Source organism: Archangium gephyra, from assembly GCF_042230915.1.
Taxonomy (GTDB): Bacteria; Myxococcota; Myxococcia; order Myxococcales; family Myxococcaceae; genus Archangium; species Archangium gephyra_B.
The window spans coordinates 8109618-8129043 of the sequence record NZ_CP102578.1; the positions used below are offsets into that span (position 1 = coordinate 8109618).

The 19426-nt window shown below is 69.6% G+C and carries 13 protein-coding genes; 8 read left to right on the forward strand and 5 right to left on the reverse strand.

What is annotated here, in order from left to right; all coding sequences use genetic code 11:
* The first annotated feature begins 67 nt into the window (after window positions 1-67).
* The 6 genes from NR798_RS31655 to NR798_RS31680 all read left to right on the forward strand — a co-directional run bounded on the left by NR798_RS31655 (window position 68) and on the right by NR798_RS31680 (window position 5305).
* Complete coding sequence (locus NR798_RS31655; RefSeq protein WP_375766254.1) at window positions 68-1447, forward strand: L-serine ammonia-lyase; 1380 nt, start codon at window positions 68-70, stop codon at window positions 1445-1447.
* A 19-nt stretch (window positions 1448-1466) separates the two neighbouring features.
* Complete coding sequence (locus NR798_RS31660; protein ID WP_375766255.1) at window positions 1467-2063, forward strand: class I SAM-dependent methyltransferase; 597 nt, start codon at window positions 1467-1469, stop codon at window positions 2061-2063.
* Window positions 2064-2070: 7 nt separating this feature from the next.
* Window positions 2071-2574 (forward strand): gamma-glutamylcyclotransferase, encoded by a 504-nt coding sequence (locus tag NR798_RS31665; protein WP_375766256.1) that lies wholly within the window; start codon window positions 2071-2073, stop codon window positions 2572-2574.
* A gap of 106 nt (window positions 2575-2680) precedes the next feature.
* Window positions 2681-3508 carry an SDR family oxidoreductase gene (locus NR798_RS31670; protein ID WP_375766257.1) on the forward strand — a complete coding sequence of 276 codons (828 nt, stop codon included), beginning with the start codon at window positions 2681-2683 and terminating at the stop codon, window positions 3506-3508.
* A gap of 195 nt (window positions 3509-3703) precedes the next feature.
* A complete protein-coding gene (locus NR798_RS31675; RefSeq protein WP_375766258.1) occupies window positions 3704-4345 on the forward strand; it encodes an SRPBCC family protein in 642 nt (213 codons plus the stop codon).
* Between the two features lie 72 nt (window positions 4346-4417).
* Complete coding sequence (locus NR798_RS31680; protein WP_375766259.1) at window positions 4418-5305, forward strand: hypothetical protein; 888 nt, start codon at window positions 4418-4420, stop codon at window positions 5303-5305.
* Window position 5306: 1 nt separating this feature from the next.
* Here the strand turns inward: NR798_RS31680 and NR798_RS31685 are convergent, their stop codons facing one another.
* Genes NR798_RS31685 through NR798_RS31695 form a run of 3 tightly spaced genes read right to left on the reverse strand, consistent with a single transcriptional unit; the run spans window position 5307 to window position 11332 of the window.
* The gene (locus tag NR798_RS31685) at window positions 5307-8432 is read right to left on the reverse strand and encodes an efflux RND transporter permease subunit (RefSeq protein ID WP_375766260.1); all 3126 of its coding nucleotides are present in this window, start codon (window positions 8430-8432) and stop codon (window positions 5307-5309) included.
* Between the two features lie 9 nt (window positions 8433-8441).
* Entirely contained in the window at window positions 8442-10049 is a 1608-nt protein-coding gene (locus NR798_RS31690) for an efflux RND transporter periplasmic adaptor subunit (RefSeq protein WP_375766261.1), read from the reverse strand.
* Window positions 10046-11332: a TolC family protein gene (locus NR798_RS31695; RefSeq protein ID WP_375766262.1), complete on the reverse strand. Its 1287-nt coding sequence runs from the start codon at window positions 11330-11332 to the stop codon at window positions 10046-10048. Before NR798_RS31695 ends, NR798_RS31690 begins: the two co-directional genes overlap by 4 nt.
* Window positions 11333-11465: 133 nt before the next feature.
* On the opposite strand from NR798_RS31695, the gene NR798_RS31700 reads away from it, so the two are divergent.
* Window positions 11466-12113 (forward strand): SRPBCC family protein, encoded by a 648-nt coding sequence (locus NR798_RS31700; protein ID WP_375766263.1) that lies wholly within the window; start codon window positions 11466-11468, stop codon window positions 12111-12113.
* A 38-nt stretch (window positions 12114-12151) separates the two neighbouring features.
* Here the strand turns inward: NR798_RS31700 and NR798_RS31705 are convergent, their stop codons facing one another.
* Window positions 12152-12637 (reverse strand): tetratricopeptide repeat protein, encoded by a 486-nt coding sequence (locus NR798_RS31705; RefSeq protein WP_375766264.1) that lies wholly within the window; start codon window positions 12635-12637, stop codon window positions 12152-12154.
* Between the two features lie 97 nt (window positions 12638-12734).
* Here NR798_RS31705 and NR798_RS31710 point away from each other — a divergent pair, with 97 nt between their 5' ends.
* Entirely contained in the window at window positions 12735-17087 is a 4353-nt protein-coding gene (locus tag NR798_RS31710) for a carbohydrate binding domain-containing protein (protein WP_375766265.1), read from the forward strand.
* Window positions 17088-17433: 346 nt separating this feature from the next.
* Here the strand turns inward: NR798_RS31710 and NR798_RS31715 are convergent, their stop codons facing one another.
* Entirely contained in the window at window positions 17434-19332 is a 1899-nt protein-coding gene (locus tag NR798_RS31715; RefSeq protein ID WP_375766266.1) for a hypothetical protein, read from the reverse strand.
* Window positions 19333-19426: the final 94 nt, after the last annotated feature.

Consider the following 19426-nt stretch of genomic DNA (forward strand, 5'->3'; position numbering starts at 1 on the left):
GAGGCCCTCGCGGCAAGTGGCACCCGCTTGGGGTATAGGTTCCCTGCCCTCGGGCGGGAGGCGGTTCGTGTCACTCAGTGTCTTCGATATGTTCACCATCGGCATCGGGCCCTCGAGCTCGCATACCGTGGGACCGATGCGTGCAGCGCGGCAGTTCGTGGAGACCCTCTCCAAGGCGGTGGGAGGGCTCGGCGGCGTCGAGTCCGTGAAGGCGGAGCTCTTCGGCTCGCTCGGACACACCGGCAAGGGGCACGGCAGCGACATCGCGGTCCTGCTCGGGCTGGAGGGTGAGCGCCCCGAGGAGGTGGACTGTGACGGCGTGCCCGCGCGCATCTCCGGCATCACCGAGACGGGCAAGCTGAAGCTGCTCGGCCAGCACACCGTGAAGTTCCGTCCCTCCGAGGACATCGTCTTCCACAAGCGGCAGTCGCTGCCGCGCCACCCCAACGGGATGCGCTTCACCGCGGTGCTCGCCGGGCAGGCCGAGCCCTTCAGCCGCATCTACTACTCGGTGGGCGGCGGCTTCGTCGTCAACGACGACGGCACCCCGACGCAGGCCGGGGGCGCGAAGGACTCGAGCATCCCCTACCCCTTCAAGACGGGCGCGGAGCTGCTGGCGCTCTGCCACCAGCACGGGCTGAGCATCAGCACGCTGATGATGGAGAACGAGAAGGCGCTGCGGCCCGAGGCCCAGGTGCGCGCGGGGCTGCTGCGCATCTGGGAGGTCATGCAGGCGTGCGTGAAGCGCGGCTGCGAGCGCGAGGGCATCCTCCCCGGCGGGCTGAAGGTGAAGCGGCGCGCGGCGGTCATCTACCGCAAGCTCAAGGGCGACATGCGCGGCAACGCGGATCCGCTGCTGGCCATGGACTGGGTGAACCTCTACGCGCTCGCGGTGAACGAGGAGAACGCGGCCCAGGGGCGCGTGGTGACGGCGCCCACCAACGGCGCGGCCGGCATCATCCCCGCGGTGCTGCACTACTACCGGCGCTTCGTGCCGGGCTCGGATGACGAGGGGGCCGTCCGCTACCTGCTCACCGCCGGGGCCATCGGCATGCTCTACAAGCTCAACGCCTCCATCTCCGGCGCCGAGGTGGGCTGCCAGGGCGAGGTGGGCGTGGCCTGCTCCATGGCGGCCGCGGCCCTCACCGAGGTGATGGGCGGCACGCCGGAGCAGGTGGAGAACGCGGCGGAGATCGGCATGGAGCACAACCTGGGCCTCACGTGCGATCCCATCGGCGGACTCGTCCAGGTGCCGTGCATCGAGCGCAACGCCATGGGCTCCATCAAGGCCATCAACGCCGCGCGGCTCGCGCTGCAGGGCGATGGCAAGCACAAGGTGTCGCTCGACAAGGTCATCGCCACGATGCGCCAGACGGGCGCGGACATGATGACCAAGTACAAGGAGACCGCGCGCGGCGGCCTCGCGGTGAACATCATCGAGTGCTGACGCACTCCCAGGGCACCGCATGCGGATGAATCGGCTCGAGACGTGGATGATGGTCAACCCCGTGCGCGAGGCGGTGCAGCGCTGGTACGCGGGCCCGCTGCTGCGGAGGCTGGGCGGCACGGTGGAGGGCAGCCGGGTGCTGGAGATCGGCTGCGGCCACGGCGTGGGCGTGGACATCATCCTCGGGCAGTTCGGCGCGGCGAGCGTGGACGCGTTCGACCTGGACCCGGACATGGTGGCGCGGGCCCAGCGGCGGCTGGCGAGGCACGGGGAGCGCGTGCGCGTCTGGGAGGGCAGCGTCACGGAGATTCCCGCGCGGGACGGCACGTACGAGGCGGTGTTCGCCTTCGGCGTGCTGCACCACCTGCCGGACTGGCGGGCGGGACTGGCCGAGGTGCGGCGCGTGCTGAAGCCCGGCGGACGCCTCTTCGCGGAGGAGTCCTATGCCCCCTTCATCACCCACCCCGTGTGGCGGCGGTTGCTGCACCACCCGCAGGAGGACCGCTTCGACCATGGGAGCCTGCTCGCCGAGCTGAGCACCCAGCACTTCCACGTGAGGGACCAGCGCCGCATGGGTGGCGGCCTGGGCTGGCTCGTGGCGGACAAGGCCTCGTGAAGCACCCATGTGGATCTTCGGCTACGGCTCCCTCATCTTCCGTCCCTCCTTCCCCTTTGAAGAGCGCCGCGAGGCGTGGCTGAGGGGCTGGGCGCGGCGTTTCTGGCAGGGCTCGACGGACCACCGCGGCGTCCCCGAGGCCCCCGGGCGGGTGGTGACGCTGGTGCCAGAGCCCGGCGCGCGCTGCTGGGGCGTGGCGTACCGGATCGCCTCCGAGCGCGTGGAGGAGGTGCTGGCCCACCTGGATTTCCGCGAGCAGGGAGGCTACGAGCGGCACCACGTGCTGCTGGAGACGCGCGAGCCCCCGTCCCTGGAGGCCGTGGTGTACGTGGCCGGCCCGACCAACCCCCACTACCTGGGGCCGGCGACGCTGGAGGCGATTGCCCAGGTGGTGCGCTCGGCCCATGGCCCCAGCGGCGCCAACCGCGACTACGTGCGGCTGCTGGCCGAGGCGCTCACCCAGGCCGGCGAGCATGACGACCACGTGGCGGAGCTGGTGCGGCTGCTGTAGGCGAGCGCCCGGCCCCGGGTGCTCTTGCGACGGGGAGCCTGGGGCCTGAAGCTCACGGCACGGCGCCGCGTCCCGCGGCACGTGACACCTGGAGCAGAGACTTTACATGGCACCCATCGCACTCGTCACCGGCACGTCCACGGGCATTGGCCTCAGCGTGGCCATCCACCTGGCCAAGGCGGGCTTCGAAGTCGTGGCCACGCTGCGCAACCTGGAGAAGGCCGAGCGCCTGCGCACCCGCGCCGCCGAGGAGGGCGTCAAGCTGGACATCCGCGCGCTGGACGTGGAGAGCGACGAGTCCGTCCGCCAGTGCGTGGAGGGCGTGCTGCGCACCCACGGCCGCATCGACGTGCTGGTGAACAACGCGGGCTCGGGCTTCTTCGGCTCCCTCGAGCAGACGCCGGCCGAGGCCCTCCGGCGCACCATGGAGGTGAACTTCTTCGGGGTGTGGCGGGTGACGCAGGCGGTGTTTCCGGCGATGCGCGAGCGGCGCTCGGGGCGCATCCTCACCATCTCCAGCATCAGCGGGGCGCTCGGCCAGCCGTTCGGCGAGGCCTACAGCGCCTCCAAGTTCGCGGTGGAAGGCTTCATGGAGAGCCTCGCGCAGGTGGCGCGGCACCTGGGCATCCACATCTCGCTCATCCAGCCGGGGCCGGTGATCACCGAGTTCATGAACAACGTCACCAATGGCATGACGGGAGACGTGGGGCCCTACAAGCCCATGTTCGAGGCCTACTTCTCCCAGGCCCAGGCCTTCTTCGGCCAGTGGCAGACGGGAGATGACGTGGCGCGCATCACCGTCGAGGCGGCCACCACCGCCGAGCCCCAGCTGCGCTACGTCACCTCGGAGCGCGTCCGCGAGATGGTGGCGCGCAAGTACGTGGACCCTTCGGGCAACACCGCCCTCGCCTTCCCCCGCCTGTCCGGAAGCTGAGCGGACACCCGGAACGGCACAGGGCCCCGGGTTCCGCGGAAGCTGGGGCTCTTGTTGGGTGAGAAAGGGGCACGCGCCCCGCTCACCGTGTAACAGGGGCTCGCTTCCTCGCTATGCGGATGGCACGACATGGGCTCTAGTGAGCCCATGCGTCATGGGCTCTCTTCCGCCATACGTCATGCGTAGGAGGCGAACATGCGGAGCGTGGCGGGAGTAGCGGTCCTGGTGTGCACATTGGTGGCGGGTGGCGCCGGGGCCGAGGAGTGGGAGCAGGTGTCCGACGGCGACATCGCCATCAAGGCCCGTCCGTACACGGCCGTGACGGGAGGGCGCGAGGTGTGGGCCGAGGGAGTGCTGCCGGTGAGCCTCCAGGACGTCCAGCTGGCGCTGACGGACCACGACAGCTTCCGGAACTTCATGCCGTACGTGACGGAGTCGCGGCTGTTGTCGCGAGGCCAGGACGGCACCCGCCTGACGTACACGCGGCTGGACTTCCCGCTCATCTCGGATCGCGACTACGTGCTCCGGGTGCTGGACGAGCCGGTGCTGGGCGCGGACGGCACGCAGGTGGCGTTCCACCAGAAGTGGACGCCGGACAACAGCGCGCTGCCGGAGCGCGCGGGCGTGGTGCGGCTGCGGCACAACCAGGGCAGCTGGTACTTCACCCCGCGCGCCGACGGTGGAGTGCACTTCGTCTACCGCTTCATCGTGGAGCCGGGCGGCTCCATCCCGGGCTTCCTCGCGGGCGTGGGCCAGAAGGACGCCGTGCTGGCCACGGTGCGCGGCGTGGAGAAGCGCGCGCGCAAGCTGGCCGCGGACCGCGCACCCGCGAAGTAGCCCGCTTGCCCGAAATTCCCCGTCGCGGGTCCAAGCTCCCGAGGTTCACCACCACCTCGAGGGAGCCGTCCCATGCCGACCATCGAAGAGTGCAAGCAGGATCCCCACAAGCTGAACCAGAACACGGGCTGCTGTGCCTTCGCTGCGGCGCTGATGCACATGTTCGTCACGAAGAACGCGGCGCTCAAGGACTTCCTCAACTGCCTCATGTCCTGCAAGGCGTACCGGGACGTCCATAAGTCGACGCAGATCACCCAGCGCCTCATCAAGCGAGACCTGGCGGGCATCATCGACATCGATGCGCGTGAGGACTGGATGATGTGCCACGGGCTGATGATCCTGCTCAAGGAGAGCTCGAAGCAGAAAGGCGATGGGGACTGGGCGAAGTGCGAGACCTATTCATCGCTCTGGGCCTGGTCGCGCGGCAACCTCACCACCGATGCGGTGCTGCCGCAGCCGGCGACCAAGGTGAAGGAGCTGGTCCAGGCCAACGCGAAGGTGGACCAGGCGTTCAAAGCCAAGCTGTCCTACAAACGCGGTGACCTGGCCGTGCCCGCGGACGTGCTGAAGACCCTGCTCGCGCTCGTCGACATCAAGGTCGCCGGCGGGACGCCCGTCCCGGCGGACGACTTCCACGCCTACGCGGGCCAGAGGTCGGGGATGGTCAAACCCGACTTCACGAAGTTCACGGAGGAGGTGGCGCGGGTGCAGCGCTCCGGCTCCACGAACTCGGTGCGCTGGAGCGGGATCGTCCTCGGAGTGGGCGATCGTCCCGGCGATCATCGGTTCGACGACTACCAGAACGTGACTCACTGGGTGTACGTGCCAGCAAAGCCCGTGGTCGCGCCCGCCGCCGGCGAGTTCAAGGTCTGGTCGTGGGGACAGGAGTTGACCTTCTGGGGCGACATCGTCGACGGCAACAACTACTACCCCGCGCTGGTCGTCGACCTCGCCAAATAGCTCAGGCGCGAGCCCTGGGTGGCCGCCCGAAGAGCCGGAAGAGCACCGGCACCACCAGCATGTTGAGGAAGGTGGAGGAGAGCAGCCCCCCCAGGATGACCACGCCCATGGGGGCTTGAATCTCGTTGCCCGCCTCGCCCCCGGCGATGACGAGCGGCACCAGGGCGAGCCCCGCGCACAGCGCCGTCATGAGGATGGGCGCCAGCCGCTCCAGCGAGCCCTGCACCACTGCCTCCGGGAGGCTCTTGCCCTCCTCGGTCATCAGGTGCTCGAAGTGGCTCACCATGAGGATGCCGTTGCGCGTGGCGATGCCAAACAGGGTGATGAAGCCCACCAGTGAGGCCACGCTCACCACGCCCGAGGTGAGCACCACCGCCACCACCCCGCCGATGAGCGCCAGCGGCAGGTTGATGAGGGTCAGCAGCGCGTTGCGCACCGAGGAGAAGGCCACCACCAGCAGCAGGAAGATGCCCACCACCACGCCCAGGCCGAGCAACGTGATGGTGCGCGTGGCCTCCTCGGCGCTCTCGAACTGGCCGCCGTAGACGATGTAGTAGCCCTCGGGGAACGGTACCTCGCGCGCGACGCGGGCCCGGAGCTCATCCACCACCGAGGACAAGTCCCTGCCGGACACGTTGGCCTGGACCACCATCTTCCGCTGCACGCCCTCGCGCGTGATGGTGTTGGGGCCGGACTCGCGCGTGAGGGTCGCCAGCATCTTCAGCGGAATCCGCGGTCCCGCTGGAGTGTCGAGCGGCGTGGAGGCGATGGCGTCCAGGTCCGCCCGCGAGGCGTCATCCAGGCGCGCGACCAGCTCCACCGCCCGCTGCCCCTCCAGCATGGTGCCCACCGTCTCGCCGGCGAAGGCGTGCTCCACCGCCTCGGCGACGTCGCCCGTGGTGAGGCCGTAGCGCGCCACGGCGTCACGGTCCATGCGGATCTCCACCTCCGGGATGTTCACCTGCTGCTCGATGGACACGTCCACCGCGCCCGGGGTGTGCTCGGCCACCGTCTTCACGCGCTCGGCCAGCCCGCGCAGCGTGTCCAGGTCATCCCCGAAGAGCTTCAACGCGATGGCGGCGCGCGAGCCCGAGAGCATGTGGTCGATGCGGTGGGAGAGCGGCTGGCCGATGGTGACGACCGCCCCCGGCACCTGGGCGAGCGCCTTCCGCATCGCCTCCAGCAGCTCCTCCTTGTCACGCTTGCCCTTGGAGAGGTCCACCCCCACGTCGAGCTCCGACGCGTTGACATCCTGGGCATGCTCGTCCAGCTCCGCGCGCCCGGTGCGGCGGGAGGTGCTCACCACCTCGGGGAGGGCCAGCAGCGCCTGCTCGACGCGGCGGCCGAGCCGGTCCGACTCCTCCAGCGAGGTGCCCGGCAGCGTGACGACATTCACGGTGAACGTGCCCTCGTTGAACTCGGGCAGGAAGGAGCGCCCGAGGAAGGGCATGAGGACGAGCGTGGCGAGGAAGGCCAGGGCAGCCCCTCCCAGGATGACCCGGGGATGCGCCAGCGCCCACGTGAGGGAGGGCTGGTAGCGCGCCTTGAGCCAGTGCAGCACGGGCCCCTCTTCCGCCCCCAGCGAGCGGGCGCGCGGCAACAGGTACGCGCACAGCGCGGGGGTGACCGTGACGGCCACCGCCAACGAGGCGGCGATGGCCACGATGTAGGCCAGCCCCAGCGGCGCCAGCATCCGCCCCTCCAGCCCCGAGAGGAAGAAGAGCGGCACGAAGACGAGGATGATGATGAGGGTGGCGAAGACGATGGAGGCGCGGATCTCCACCGAGGCCCGGTAGATGACCTCGAAGGCGGAGCGGCGCTGCGCCTCGGGCAGGTGCGCGTTCTCCCGCAGACGCCGGAAGACGTTCTCCACGTCGATGATGGCGTCGTCCACCAGCGCCCCAATGGCGATGGTCAGCCCGCCGATGGTCATGGTGTTGAGGGTGACGCCGAGGGCCCGGAGCGCCAGCACGGCCACCACGAGCGACAGCGGGATGGCCACCAGGGAGATGAAGGTGGCCCGCAGGTTCATCAGGAACACGAGCAGGATGACGGCGACGAGGATGGCGCCGTCGCGGAGCGCCACGGACACGTTGCGCACCGCCACCGAGATGAAGTCCGCCTGCCGGAAGATGTGGCGGTTGATGACCAGGCCCTTGGGCAGGGTGGGCTGGATGTCGTCCAGCACCGCGTCGAGGTTCCGGGTGAGCTCCAGGGTGTTGGCGTCCGGCTGCTTCATCACCGCGAGGATGACGGCGGGCTCCGCGTTGGCACTCCCCTCCCCGCGCCGGATTTTGGGCCCCACCCGCACGTCCGCCACCTGTCCCACGGTGATGGGCTGGCCCGCGCGCACGGTGACCACGCTGTTGGCGATGTCCTCCACGCCCTGGGCCCGCCCCACCGCCCGCAGCAGGTACTCCTGCCCTCGCTCCACGTAGAAGCCGCCGGAGGTGTTCTGGTTCGTGGTCCGCAGCGCGTGCACTACCTGGTCGAAGCTGACGTCGAGGGCCTGGAGCGCCTCGGGCCGCAGCAGCACCTGGTACTGCTTCACCGCCCCGCCGATGGGCACCACCTGCGAGACGCCCGCCACCGACAGCAGGCGCTTGCGCAGCACCCAGTCCGCCGCGCTGCGCGCCTCCATCATCTGCGCCTCGCGCCCCGCCGCCTCCGGAGCCTGTGCGGCCTTGTCCCAGGAGAGGGACAGGAAGAGGATCTCCCCCATCACCGAGGAGATGGGCGCCAGGACGGGCGGCGGCACGTCCGGCGGAAGCTGGCTGGCGATGAGCTGGAGCTTCTCGTTCACCACCTGCCGGGCGATGTAGATGTCCGTGCCCCAGTCGAACTCCACCCAGACGATGGAGAGGCCCACCGCCGAGGCCGAGCGCACCCGGCGCACACCCGTGGCGCCATTCACCGTGGTCTCGATGGGGAAGGTGATGAGCGTCTCCACCTCCTCGGGCGCGAGCCCGTGCGCCTCGGTGAGGACCGCCACGGTGGGCGCGGTGAGATCCGGGAAGACGTCCACGGGCATCTTCCGGGCGGTCTCGATGCCCAGGATGAGCAGCAGCACCGAGGCCGCCACCACCAGCAGACGGTTGTCGATGGACCAGCGGATGAGGCGATTCATTCCGCGTCCTCAGTGCGAGTGGCCGTGCCCGACGGCGGCACCCGCCGCGGTGGACAGCTTGAGTTCGTAGGCGCCCCGGGAGACGACGCGCTCCCCTTCCCTCACGCCCTCGAGCACCTGGACATGGCCGCCCGAGCGCACCCCGGGCTGGATGGCCCGCTTGAAGAAGGACTCGCCCCCTTCCATGACGAAGACGGTGGGCTTGCCGTTGTCGTCGACGACGGCGGACTCGGGGATGGCCACCCCGCGCACCGTCTCGCCCGTGTAGAGCATCACCTTGGCGAACATGCCCGGCTTGAGGACGCCTCCAGGGTTGGGCAGCTCGAAGATGACGGGCACCGTGCGCGTCACCCGGTCCACCACCGAGCCGACCGCGACGCGCCGGCCCGTCTTCTCGTCCACGGAGAACTCGCGGTCGAAGCCCGCCACCGTGAAGGCCGCCCCGGGCGAGCGCTCCACCTTCGCCACATCCGCTTCGTACACCCGCGCCTCCAGCCACAGCCGCTCGGGGTTGACCACCGAGACGAGCCGCATGCCCGGCTCCACGATGGCCCCAGGCGTCACCTCCGCGTAGGACACCACCCCGTCCACCGGGGAGCGCAGCTCGAAGGCCGAGCCACTGGGGCCCGTCGAGGCCCCGCTCTGGGTGCTGCGGTAGAGCGAGAGCTGGCGCTCGGTGGCCTCCACCCGCGCCGCCGCCACCTCCCGCGCCACCCGCGCCGCGTCGAGCTGCTTCTCGGGAATGGCCTTGCCCGCGAACATCTCCTCCGCGCGCTTCACCTCCCGCTCCGCCAGCCCCAGCTCCGCCCGGGCCCGCGCCGCCTCCATCTCCACGGTGGCCATGTCCGTCCCGGCCGCGGCGCTGGTGGGCATGAGCCGCACGAGCACCTCGCCCTTGCGCACGCGCTGCCCCAGGTGCACCACCCGGTCTCCCACGGGGATGCGCCCCGCCACGGGAGCGGACAGCTCCGCGGACTGGCCCGCCACGGGCTTGAGCTCACCGTTGGCGCGCACCCCGCCCTGGAGGACCCGGGGCTCGGCCGGCGCCGTCGCGTACTGCGTCTTCCACTGCTGCTCCTTGAGGAAGGACACGGGCGTCTCGCCTGCCTCCTCCGCGGGCGCGGAGGCCACGGCCGCGGCGACAGTCGGGTACACCACGACCTTGCCCGCCTCCACCGTGCCCGACACCTGCTCGCCCTCCAGGCGCAGGGTGAGCATGCCCTCTCCCGCCTTCGTGGGCCGCACCTCCGGTTTGAAGATGCCGTCGCGCAGGAGCTTCTCGGCGACGAAGCGCTCCTCCGTGCCGTCCGCGTAGCGCAGGGTGGCCGTCACCCGGCCCTTCGTGACCACCCGAAAGCCGTTCGGATCGCGGGCGTCGGTGAAGTGCGCCACCAGCGGCGAGGGCTGGCCCACCACCAGCGCCGGGTACTCCATGAACAGCTCCAGGCCGTCCTGGTAGACGGTCACGGACATCCCCGGCCGCTCAGGCTCCGCCGAGGAGGCCCCGCCGTGCTCGTGCCCATGTTCCTGGCCCTGTGCGTGCTCCGGTGCTTCCGGGCGCTGCTTGCAGGCGAGCAACCACGACACGGTGAGAAGCAGTAGCAGCCGTCGGCTCATCGCCCTGGACTCCGGAGTGCGGCGCCGTCATAGGCGCCCGCGAGAAGAAGAAGGTCGGTCTCCGCTTCGACGAGCGACACGCCCAGCTCGATGGCCGTCAGCCGTGCCTCGCGTGCGGCGCGCTCGGCATCGACCAGGACGAGGAGCTCCGCGCTGCCGCCCCTGTAGGCCGTCGCGGCGATGCGGCGCAGCTCCTCGGCGCGCGAGAGGACGTCGGCCCGGTGCCGGGCGAGCCGCTCCCGCCTGCCGGACACCGCCTCGAGCAGCACGGGGAGCCGGGTCCGCGCGGCGTGCAGGAGCGCGGCGTGGCGGGCCTCGGACAGCACCTTGCGCGCCTCCGCCCGGGCGGACGCTCCCTGCCGGCGCTCGAAGAAAGGAAGGGGCAGCGCGACACCCACGACATACCCGGCGCCCGCCCCCGGCAGTCCCACGTCGAGGAACTGCGCACCCGCGGTCACGGTGGGCTCCGGAATCAAGCCTCGGCCCGCCGCCCGCCGCGCGGCCTCCGCGCTGCTGGCCTCCAGCGTGAGCGCACGCAGATCCCCCCGCCGCTCGCCGAGCCCGTCCAGCAGCGTGGCCACGTCCGGCAGGGGCCGCTCCACCCCGAGCGCACCTTGCAACGGAGGCAGCGACGCCACCCCGGGCCCGAGCAGCCACAACGCCCCGGCCGAGGCCTGCTGCTCCTCCAGCACGGCACCGCGCAGCGCATCCCGCACCGCCTCCACTTCCAGCTCGATACGCAGCCGCTCGTAGCCCGCGGCCTCTCCCGCCTTCTCGCGGACGGCGATGGCCTCGGCCAGGCGCCCCAGCGAGACGAGCGACTCCTCGAGGAGGCTCCGGCGCTCCCGGGCCGCCAGCACCGCGGTGAAGGCCCGGGTGGCCTCATGGCGAAGACCGGCCCGGGCCCAGGCGTAGCGGGCCTCGGCGGATTGCGCGCTCCGCTCGGCGGCCTCGGCCTCCAGGCCCAGCCGCCCGGAGAGCACCAGGGGAATGGAGGCCACCAACACGTCCTGGCTCTCCCCGTTGCGCGTCCCGGAGGCCGTCTTCTGGCGCTCCCACTCCAGGGCGGGGTTGGGCCACAGGCCGACGCCCACGGCCTCGGCCCGGCCGAGCGCGGCTTCGAGCCCGGCGACGCGGGCCTCCAGGCTCCCGGAGAGCACCCGCTCCACGTACTGGGACTCGTCGAGCGCGGGCTGGGCCAGGGCGCTCCCGGCCAGCAGCACGAGGATGAGACCCCAGGGAAGGAGAGGCGCCGGGCTTCGACGGGGCGAGCGCGTGCTCATGGGCGGGAACCTAGCACGCCTGCTCGGCCGGACCCCTGGCACGGGTGGCCCGGACGCTCCGTGCCGGACATCCAGACATTTGCCGTCCGGCCGCCAGGGGACATACGGTTCACCCCGCTTCTCAGGAGACGAAATGCTCAAGAAGATTTCCCTCGCGCTCGTCGTCGCCCTCATCGGGGTAGGTGCCGTGGTGGCCTCGCGGCCGTCCACCTTCCGCGTCGAGCGGTCCATCACCATCGCCGCCCCGGTCGATCTCCCCTTCGGCATCGTGAACGACTTCCACAAGTGGAAGTTCTGGTCTCCCTGGGCGGGGAAGGACCCGAAGATGCAGACGGACTTCGACGGCGCCTTCGCGGGTCCCGGCGCCATCTACACCTGGTCCGGCAACGATGAGGTCGGCAAGGGCCGGATGACCATCGTGGATGCGAAGCTCTACGAGTCCATCCAGATCCAGCTCGAGTTCCTCAAGCCCTGGCCGGCCACGAACACCACCCTCTTCACGTTCCAGCCGGCGCCCGACGGCAGCATCACGGTGCGCTGGGCCATGGAGGGGCACAACACCTTCCTGGGCAAGGCCTTCTCCCTGTTCGTGGACATGGACGGGATGATCGGCAAGGACTTCGAGCAGGGCCTGGCCACCATCAAGACGCTGACGGAGCAGGAGGCGAAGAACCGCCTGGAGCGCGAGGCCCAGCTCAAGGCCCGGGCCGAAGCCGAGGCCGCCAAGGCCGCGCAGCCAGCGCCCCCCGCGCCGGCTCAGGCGGGCACCACCACGCCGTGAAGCACCCGCCGTCCACCTGATCGCCGCCGGGCGGGCCTTCAGGGGCTGCCCAGGTTGGCGCAGGCCCGCTTGTCACCGCCGTCGCACGCACGCTGGATGAACTTCCTGGCCTCGGCGTCGTTCTTCTCGGCGCACGTGCCGGTGCGGTGGCAGATGCCCGCGCTGAAGCAGCCCGCGGCATCCCCTCCGTCACACGCGCGCTTGTAGAGCGAATAGGCCCGCGCCGGGTCCGCGCTCACGCCCCGTCCCTGCCAGACGAAGGTGCCCAGCACGTTGCACACCCGTGCAACGCCCGCGTCACAAACCCGCGTGTACATCTCCACCGCGCGCGGCGAGTCGCCCTTGCGCTCGGCCTCCGTGCCCGCGTCGAGGCACCCCTTCACCGTCCCGCCCGGGCACTTCTCGTCCTTGCCGGCCAGGGCCGCCGCCTCCTTGTCCTGCGCGCTCTGCCCGGCCCCACTCCCCTGCTTCTCGGAACACGCCGCCACCGAGAGCAGCGCGCACACCCAGAACGCCTTCTTCATGTGTGCTCCTAAATAAAACTGAATTGCAGAAAAAAGTGACAAAAACCGTAAGCCCCGCTAATCGCCCCGGCGCTACCCCACTCCACCGAGGAGCCCCGTGAACCGATTGAAACCGTTGCTGCTGCCCGCCGTGGCGGCGCTGCTGCTGGCCGGACCGGCGCGCGCGCAGATCGCCGCGTCGCACGTCTACCACAACCACATGCCCAACTTCTGGCCGTACTACGACGTGAGCAAGTACGCGTCGACGCCGGTGGGCGGAGCCATCCGCTACACGTACGACGGCCAGGTCATCAACCTGAAGCAGAGCCCGCCGTCCAACTACACCTACTACCTGCCGTCGGGCGCGCCGATGCCGCACGACGACCTGGTCACCTACTACTCGCACAACGCGAAGACGGGCGCCTACCTGTACTGGCCCGCGAGCGTCGCGGCGGACATGAACACCAACGCCCCCACGGGGCAGGTCCACGTGACCATGTCCGGGGCGGTGGTGAACAACGTCCAGGACCTGAACGCGCTGCAGAACGTCCCCGGCTACAACAACACGAGCTGGGGCTCGCCCTGGCGCGACCGGTACAACACCCTGCGCACCCCGGCGGGCAACCGGACGCTGGATCTCATCCACTTCACCGGCCACCACTCCATGGGGCCGCTGGTGGGGCCGGACTACTTCCTCAAGGATCTCGTCTACCAGAGCGCCACGCTCGCGCAGCCCTACTTCCTGGGCGGCAACTTCCAGTCCTCCAAGGGCTTCTTCCCCACCGAGCTGGGCTTCTCCGAGCGCATCATCCCCACGCTGACGAAGCTGGGAATCCAGTGGTCGGTCATCGGGGACAACCACTTCTCGCGCACGCTCAAGGACTACCCCTTCCTGAACGATCCGGGCTCGGACACGCTGGTGTCGCCGCCCAACCGCGCGGACCTGCAGAACACCAGCAACGTGGGCAGCTGGGTGAGCCTGCAGATGGCGCACGAGCAGCAGACCATCCGCAACAAGTACCCGTTCGCCTCCACGCCACACTGGGTGCGCTACGTGGACCCGGCCACGGGCGCCGAGTCGCGCGTGGTAGGCATCCCCGTCAACCAGAACGGCTCCTGGCTCGAGGGCTGGGAGGGCGAGGCCACCGTGGACGTGGTCAACCTCCGAAGCTTCGAGGGGCTGGTGCCGCAGAAGCAGTTCTTCGTCATCGCGCATGACGGAGACAACTCGGGCGGGCGCGCGGGCTCGGAGACCACCTGGTACAACGGGCGCAGCGTCACCTGCACCAACGGCGTGCAGTGCCTGGGCATCAGCGAGTACCTCGTCAACAACACGCCGCCCGCCACCGACGTGGTGCACGTGCAGGACGGCTCGTGGGTGGACACGCGCGACTCCTCGTCCGACCCGCAGTGGCACCACTGGAAGCTGCCCTTCGGCATCTGGAAGGGCCAGTTCCCCGCGTTCAACTCGGCCACCGGCCTCAACCTCGCGCCCAAGACGAACCTCTCCGGCGTACAGGAGGGCATGACGGTCTCCTTCGAGCACGGCTGGCACTACCTGGAGCGCAACTTCGCCCTGCTGCAGGCCTCGCTCAACTACGCGAAGACGGCCGAGCAGATCTGGCTCGACGCTCACCCCAACCACTGGAAGCCCACCACCACGCTGGACAGCCAGGTGACGCACGCGGGCAACCAGCTCAACCCGTGGATGATGTCCTTCCCGCTGAAGGGAGACCCGGCCAACGACTGGGCGGGCGGCGCCAACCCGGCGGAGCTGGCCTGGTACTTCCTGCTGCCGGCCATGGACTCGGGCTTCGGCTACTACGACGAGAACCAGGACGACATCGTCAAGCCCACGCTGGCCTTCAACCAGTCGCTCTACTTCTCCAAGCCCTACGTGCAGGACCGCCTCACGCTGGACCGCACGGGCCCGTCCGTCTGGTGGCCACAGCGCTGGCCCTACAACCCGGGCAGCGCCAACACGGACAAGTCCGAGGGCTGGACGCTCCACCACTTCAACAACACCTTCGCCCTCTACACCTACGCGTACGACGTGAACGGCATCACCAGCATCAAGGCCCGTGTCCGCGTGCACACCAACAAGAGCGTCGATCCGCTGGACAACACCCCCAAGGTGTATGACCCCACCGCGCTCAAGGCCGCGGGCGTACCCAACATCGACACCACGCGCGTGGGCGCCTGGGTGGACTACCCGTTGACCCGGAGGGACTTGAAGCCCGTCATCAACGGCGTCTCGTGGCAGCCCGCCTACCTGCCCGTCATGGCGAAGGTGCCCGCGCAGGAGATCGGCGACCTCTACTACGTCTACCTCGGCAACTACCGGGACCAGCTGCTCGACTACTACATCGAGGCCACCGACAGCCGGGGCAACGTCACCCGGAGCGAGATCCAGTCCGTCTACGTCGGCGCGGGCAAGTACAACCTGGTGGGCGGCAAGTACCTCGAGGACGCCAACGGCACGGTGCAGGGCACGCACCCGTTCCTGGTGATCGACACCACCGCGCCCTCCACGCCCACGGGCCTGGCGGCCTCCACGAAGACGGATCGCTCGGTGACGCTCACCTGGAGCGCGGCCTCGGACAACGTGGCGGTGACGGGCTACGACGTCTTCCGCAACGGCACGCAGGTGGGCTCGAGCCCCAGCACCAGCTACACCGACAGCGGGCTCACCGCGAGCACCGCGTACAGCTACACCGTGAAGGCGAAGGACGCGGCGGGCAACACCTCGGCGGCCAGTACGGCGCTCTCCGTCACCACCCTGGCACCGGACACCACCGCGCCCTCCACACCCACGGGGCTGACGGCCTCGGGCACGACGAGCTCCTCGGTGGCCCTGCTCTGGACGGCCTCCACCGACAACTACGGCGTGGCCGGGTACAACGTGTTCCGCAATGGCACGCAGGTGGCCTCCGTCACGGGCACGAGCTACACGGACACCGGCCTGTCGCCGAGCACCGCGTACAGCTACACCGTGAAGGCGCGGGACGCGGCGGGCAACCTCTCGGCGGCCAGCACGGCGCTCTCCGTCACCACCGGCGCGGGCAACACCAGCACCGTCTATTACAAGAAGGGCTTCGCCACGCCGTACATCCACTTCCGTCCCGCGGGCGGCACGTGGACGGTGTCGCCGGGCTACGCCATGCCCGACTCCGAGGTGAGCGGTTACGCGAAGTACACCGTCAACCTGGGCTCGGCCACGCAGCTCGAGGCCGTCTTCAACAACGGCAGCGGCAGCTGGGACAACAACAACGGCACCAACTACTTCTTCCCCACGGGCGTCTCCACCTTCAGCGCCGGCACCATTACCGCGGGCGCCCCGGTGGTCGACACCACGCCGCCTGGCGTGCCCGGCAACCTCACCTCGCCCTCGAAGACGTCCGCGTCCGTGTCGCTCTCGTGGACGGCGTCGACGGACAACGTCGGCGTGACGGGCTACCTCGTCTTCCGCAACGGCACGCAGGTGGGCACGCCCACCGGCACCACCTATACGGACAGCGGGCTCGCGGCGAGCACCGCGTACAGCTACACCGTGAAGGCGCGGGACGCGGCGGGCAACACCTCGGCGGCCAGCACGGCGCTCTCCGTCACCACCAGCGCGGGCAGCTCCGTCACCGTCTATTATAAGAAGGGCTTCACCACCCCGTACATCCACTACCGCCCCGCGGGCGGCACGTGGACGACGTCACCGGGTGTCGCCATGCCCGACTCCGAGGTGGCGGGTTACGCGAAGTACACCGTCAACCTGGGCTCGGCCACGCAGCTCGAGTGCGTCTTCAACAACGGCAGTGGCACCTGGGACAACAACGGCGGGCTCAACTACTTCATCCCCGCGGGTGTGCAGACCTTCAACGCCGGCACCATCACCGCGGGCGCACCGTCCTCGGACACCACCGCGCCGAGCGTCCCCTCGGGCCTGGCGGCGCCGGCCAAGACGTCCACCTCCGTCTCGCTCACGTGGACGGCCTCCACGGACGCCAGCGGCATCGCCGGGTATGACGTGTACCGCAACGGCTCGCTGGTGGGCTCGCCTGGCTCGGCCAGCTACACCGACAACGGACTGAGCGCGGGCGTCACGTACAGCTACACGGTGCGTGCCCGGGACACGGCGGGCAACGTCTCCGCCCTGAGCGCGGCCCTGGGCGTCACCACCAGCACCACCGGCGCCACCGTCACCTTCAACGAGACGGCCAGCACCGTGGTGGGCCAGAACATCTACGTCGTGGGCAGCATCGCCGCGCTCGGCAGCTGGAGCACCGCCTCCGCCATCCAGCTCTCTCCGGCCAACTACCCAACGTGGAGCGTGACGCTGAGCCTGCCCGGCTCGACGTCCTTCGAGTACAAGTACATCAAGAAGGACGGCAACGGGAACGTCACCTGGGAGAGCGGCACCAACCGCACCTCCACGACGCCCGCGACGGGCGCGGTGACGCTCAACGACACCTGGAAGTAGTCCGGAACGGGAAGTGCCCCGGCGCGAGGCCCACGAGCCTCGCGTCGGTCCCCCGCGCTTCTTCAAGCCAGTTGAAGCAAGTCCTGTCAGAGAGGGGAGGTTCCGGTCGCGCTCGGGAGCAACTGGTCCGACAGTAGGACCAGTCGGCACGCCGAGCGGCCGGAAGGTGCCCCAGAGGCGCACGTCTTCCGCTGGAAGCCGGGCGGAGCGGGCAGCCCTGCCGGGCGCGGTCTTCAGAAAGTTGTCCAACTGTTGGACAACTTTGTACGGCGCGCGGCCAGCAGGTCGGCCTGCCTGGGATGCAGACGCCGAGCAGAGACCACCGACGGGACGTGGTTCTGATGGCTCAGGTGCCGCTGGCCAGGGTGTGGCTGCCGCTCCACGCGCGGTTGAGGGTGAGCCACACCACTCCGGTGCTGGAATCGAAGGAGGCGAAGTAGTCCACGTCCGCCTGGAGCAGCACGCCATCCAGGTAGAGGCGAGCCGGCACGCCCGCCACGGAGCGGACGAGGAACAGGGGATTCAGCAGCTCTCCACCGGCGGCATCCAGGGTCGCGTTGAACTGGCCGGACAGGTCCGCCTGGAGCTCGTAGGCCGCGTAGTTGCTGTTGTACCCGGGCACCGGATAGGTGGCGGTGTCGGTGCGGGCCACGCCGAGGGGGCCCAAGGTCACCACCGCGCCCTGAATCGCGCTGAGCTTCGCCTTGAGCATGCGCTCCACCTGCGTTGCCTGGGCGAGGACTTCCCCGGCGCTCTGCTGACCCATGACCATGAAGACGGAGTAGCTCTGGTAGGGATGGCCCGAGTACGTCCCCCCATAGCCATAACCATAGTAGGCAGGATTGCCCACGGCGCCGTACATCAAGCCCCAGGCAAGCCGCTTGCTCCGGGTCTGGCTGTAGGCATCCAGCATCTCGTACTGGCACATCTGGTAGGGCCAGTTCCAATTGGGCGGCATCATCCAGCCGTCGAAACTCCCGACGCGGGACTCGGAGGTACGGCCCCAGTTGTCGTGAAACCAGGTGCCGCCCGTGTTGTGCTGGAGCCAGTCGAGCGTCTGCACCATGCCCATCTCCGCGTCGGCACCGCGGGAATAGGCCATGGTGTAGGGGACGGAGTTGGGCTGGCTGTAGTCCCACTTGCTCTGGGCGGTGAAGGGTTCGTCGCGGGAGTAGAACCTGTACTTGTCGCCCCACTTCACGCCGTCCACGAACGCGTGGGTGCCATCACCGTCCCAGGCGATGTCTCCATAAGGCGTCCGGGAGTCGGCGTTGGTGGACAAGCCAGAGGAGCCCGCGGCGCTGGTGTCGAAGGTGACGGCGTAGACGGGGTAGTCCCGTCCGGTGGCGAAGAACCAGTGCACCGTGACTTTGACCGAGGTGCCGGCGATGGGCATGTTCCAGGAGAACTCGTGGATGGCATGGTGGCGGCCAACGAAGACCCGGCGGTAGGTGCCCGCGAGGTTCGCGGAGTGACTCACTCCACTGCCGAAATGGCTCACCACGTAGCCCCAACCGTTCCAGAGGCCACTGGAGCCAGTGCCCGTGGCCACGCGCTCGGTCGTGCCAATGTAGAAGCGGAACTGGCGGAGCATGCCGCCGTAGCTCCCGCCCGGATCGCGAGCGGTGTTGCGCGTGAGGACCGCCGTCCGCTGCTGCTTGCCTGAATCCAGCCAACGATAGACGTCCGAGTCATAGCTCCCAGGCGTCTCGTTGGCCCAGACGAGAGATGTCCAGGTATCCGGAACAGTCACCGTCACCGGGGTGGTGGCCGTGGTGTTCCCCGCTGCGTTGGTGGCCGTCAGTGTGTACGTCGTCGTCGTGGCCGGAGTCACCGTCACGCTCGTTCCCGTCACCGTCCCCACACCCGGCGCGATGCTCAGGCTCGTGGCGCCCGCCACCTCCCAGTTCAGCGTCGCGCTCTGGCCCGCGTTGATCGTCGCCGGCACCGCGGCGAAGTGCATGATCGCCGGAGGCAGCACCGGGGGCACGGTCACCGTCACCGAGGACTCCGCGTACTTGCGCGTATCCGCCACACTCGTGGCTCGCACCGTGTACGTCCCCGCCGTCCCCGGGGCCGCGTACACACCCTCCCCGGTGATCTCTCCACCCGTCGCGCTCCAGCTCACCGAGGTGTCACTCGCACCCGACACCTTGGCGGTGAAGCGTTGCGTGCCTCCCGGGGTCAGCGCCGCCTCCGCCGGTTCGAGGCCCACCACCACGCTGGGCGGGTCCACGACCACCACGGGATCACCGCTCCCCTCACACCCCAGCAAGGCCAGCAGGGGAAGTGTCAGAACAAGGGATCTCAGGATCCGGCACATCTTGGGCCTCCAGCCA